General features: G+C 47.6%; 4 protein-coding genes. 3 read left to right on the forward strand and 1 reads right to left on the reverse strand.

Translation table 11 applies throughout. The features are described 5' to 3' along the window. A partial coding sequence (locus tag H6S82_RS25565) for a DegT/DnrJ/EryC1/StrS family aminotransferase (protein WP_191056914.1) occupies positions 1–390 on the forward strand: 390 nt, incomplete at its 5' end. 77 nt (positions 391–467) lie between these two features. On the opposite strand, the gene H6S82_RS25570 is transcribed toward H6S82_RS25565, so the two are convergent. Beyond that, complete coding sequence (locus tag H6S82_RS25570; protein WP_190463852.1) at positions 468–1217, reverse strand: DUF561 domain-containing protein; 750 nt, start codon at positions 1215–1217, stop codon at positions 468–470. Positions 1218–1630: 413 nt separating this feature from the next. Here H6S82_RS25570 and H6S82_RS25575 point away from each other — a divergent pair, with 413 nt between their 5' ends. Further along, positions 1631–2587, forward strand: coding sequence for an RNA polymerase sigma factor, RpoD/SigA family (locus H6S82_RS25575; protein ID WP_190463853.1), 957 nt, complete (start codon positions 1631–1633; stop codon positions 2585–2587). Between the two features lie 229 nt (positions 2588–2816). After that, positions 2817–3164 carry a DUF760 domain-containing protein gene (locus H6S82_RS25580; protein WP_190463854.1) on the forward strand — a complete coding sequence of 116 codons (348 nt, stop codon included), beginning with the start codon at positions 2817–2819 and terminating at the stop codon, positions 3162–3164. The last annotated feature ends 114 nt before the right edge of the window (positions 3165–3278 follow it).

Consider the following 3278-nt stretch of genomic DNA (forward strand, 5'->3'; position numbering starts at 1 on the left):
GTCTGGAATCAATACACCATTCGGGTAATAGCTGAAGGAAAAAAAGATTTCTCATCTACCAGTTCAAGTGAAAACTCATTCCTGAAAATTCAAAGTTCCTTACGCGACTCAGTACGCAGCCAGTTGCAGAAGCAGGGAATCAATACAATGGTTTACTATCCCCTGCCACTGCATCTCCAGCCCGTGTACGAAAGTTTGGGATACCAACCCGGTCAATTGCCAGCTGTAGAGCAGGCTTGTGCTGAAGTTTTGTCTTTGCCGATTTTTCCTGAATTGTCTTTAGCGCAGCAAGAACAGGTGGTTTACGGTTTGAAAGATGTTTTGGCCGAAACAATGTTTGCTGAGACTTCCCAAGGCTTATGGGCTATGGCGTCGGCGAGAGAAAACTGATGGGTTGTTGACAAAAAACCCGGTTTTTATCAAAAACCGGGTTTGTCGAACTCCTCAAAACAGGGGACTGCGGACTACTAAACTGAAACGCGGGAGCGATTCACCGTCGCCAATGCTTCTACCAAACTGCGGACAGCAGCCACCATAGCGATTTCGCTGTTCAAGCGGTTGACAGCTGAGCCAACGCCGACACCGGCAGCACCTGCGGCAATGGCTAGGGGTGCTGTGACGCTGGATATTCCAGAAGCGCAAAGCACCGGCACGGAAACTGCACGGGAAATTTCATAGGCTGCGGCTAGGGTGGGAGCTGCTTTTTCGATCGTTCCCAATGTTCCGGCATGAGTTGGGGTGGCACTTACTCCACCTTCTGTCTGGATGATATCGGCACCGGCTTTGACTAGGGCTTCTGCCAATTGTACTTGTTCGGACAGTTGAAGAATATGAGGAACGGTCACCGATAAGGTAATCTGGGGAAGGAGCGATCGCGTAGTTTGTGTAATTTCCAATACTTCAGCTGCTTCAAATCGACGCCCTTGCGCGTAGAAACTATCGAAGTTACCAATTTCGATGAGGTCGGCACCAGCTGCTACAGCTGGGACAAATAGCTGGGGTTCGACTGCGGAAACGCAGATTGGCAGATCGGTCAGTTCGCGGCACATCCTCACCAAGTTCGCATCGGCAGCAATATCTACAAAGGTCGCACCACCTTTGTCTGCTGCTTTCACGGTCGCAGCTACTCGTGCGGGATCGAAATTATTCAAGCCGCTAATAATTTTGAGGGCGCGGCCTTGTTCAAAAGCACGCTGTAGTGTGGTATGAATTGTCATGCTGTATGTAACTCCCACTCAAAAATAAGTCAGGATTATTTTTGCACTCACTGAGGTCAGAAACCAGAGCGTCGAAAAAGTCAAAAGAAAGGGGCTAGGGGTTAGGGGTTAGGGGCTAGGGAAGAGAGGAAAGGGAGAGGGAAGAGGAGAAATATTAATTCTTCTGCTCCCCCGCTCCCCCGCTCCACCACTCCCCCACTCCCTGAAGGATATGGTGTCGATCGTTAAAAAATTTTACTTTCTTGGCGTCGTCCTGGTGTAGCAGAATGCAATTCTTAACTGCATTATATGGTTAATCTCTAAGTAGTGTTCTCTGTTTGTGGAGCTAAAGGACACCAGCAATATGTTTGGAGAAGTGTACAAATCTTGCTAATAAACGTTACAATTATTAATATTTCTACCCAGAAAGTGCCATGAAGACCGCTCAGACTTCTACAGATCTTGTGCGTACCTACCTGCGTGAAATAGGTCGGGTTCCCTTGCTCACCCACGAGCAGGAGATCTTGTATGGCAAACAAGTACAGCGTTGGGCAGCATTGCAAGCTCAGAGAGAGGTGCTGGCAGCTGAGTTAGGCCAAGAACCTACTCCAGCTGAGTGGGCGCAACAATGTGGGCTGTCCGAAGCAGAACTCGATCGGCAGATTAAAGAAGGTGAAAACGCTAAGCGCAAAATGGTTGAAGCTAATTTGCGACTGGTAGTGTCGGTAGCCAAGAAGTACATCAAGCGCAATGTTGACTTGTTGGATCTAATTCAGGAAGGCAGCATCGGTATGCAGCGAGGGGTTGAAAAATTTGACCCGACTAAAGGATATCGGTTTTCTACTTATGCCTATTGGTGGATTCGTCAGGCAATCACTCGTGCTATAGCTGAAAAAGGGCGCACGATTAGGCTGCCGATCCACATTACGGAGAAGCTAAATAAAATAAAAAAAGTTCAGCGTCAACTGTCTCAACAGTTAGGACGCGCTGCGACTGCTGCGGAATTGGCCAAGGAGTTGGAATTAGACCCGAAGCACGTCCGGGAGTACCTGGAAAAGGCACGTCAGCCTTTGTCCCTAGATTTGCGGGTGGGAGATAACCAAGATACGGAGCTGGGAGAACTGTTAGAGGATACTGGCGCTTCTCCGGAGGAATTTGCCATCCAGTCTGCTCTTCAGACAGATTTAGAAAAGCTGATGGCGGATCTAACACCTCAACAAAGGCAGGTGTTGGCGATGCGATTTGGTCTGGAAGACGGACAAGCTTTAACGCTGGCAAAGATTGGCGATCTCCTCAACATTAGCCGGGAAAGAGTACGGCAAATCGAAAGAGAAGCATTGAGCAAGCTTCGCAAGCGCAAAGGAGATATAGATGAATTTATCGCCAGTTAGGAACTTGTCATTCACAATCAGAAGAGGTAAATAGAGATATAGCTGTCGCCAATGTTAGGTAGGGGTGGAAAAACCGGAATTTGTGGTTCGGTTAAAGCGACTTCACTGTCAAGAGCGAACTGCTAAATTAGTCTTCAGAAGCAATTAATAATCTGCATCCGAATTTTTGAATAACAAGCTGCTGTTAGCTAGTCAAATAAAAAGCTCCCAACTGCTACAGAGGTAAAAAGTGAACAAATCATCCAGTCAAGGCCCAGAGTTGTTTGGCAATGAGTCGGAGTCAGGTCACAATTGGCTCTGGCAGTATGTCCAGTCTATGAGTCCAGAAACTATGGCACAGCTTTCCAGACCATCTTCCGGAGATGTATATCAAGTGATGGAACGGAATATTATCGGTCTGTTGGGTAACTTACCGTCAGAACATTTTGGGGTGACGATTACTACGAGTCGGGAACATCTCGGTCGGCTGTTGGCTTCGGCGATGATTAGTGGATATTTTCTCCGAAATGCAGAGCAGCGTATGGCTTTTGAAAGATCTTTCTCGGCGGCTGAAGCCAATGCTTCAGAAGCTGAGTAGTAAGTTGGTTTCAGATTGGCACGCGGATATTCGCGATCTGGCCATAATCAACCGATCGGCGGGCTGTGAAATAGCTCTGCCGATTATTTTGATTGGGAAACAAATTTTTAATAG

It is taken from the genome of Planktothrix sp. FACHB-1355 (genome assembly GCF_014748295.1).
Lineage (GTDB): Bacteria > Cyanobacteriota > Cyanobacteriia > Cyanobacteriales > Aerosakkonemataceae > Aerosakkonema > Aerosakkonema funiforme_A.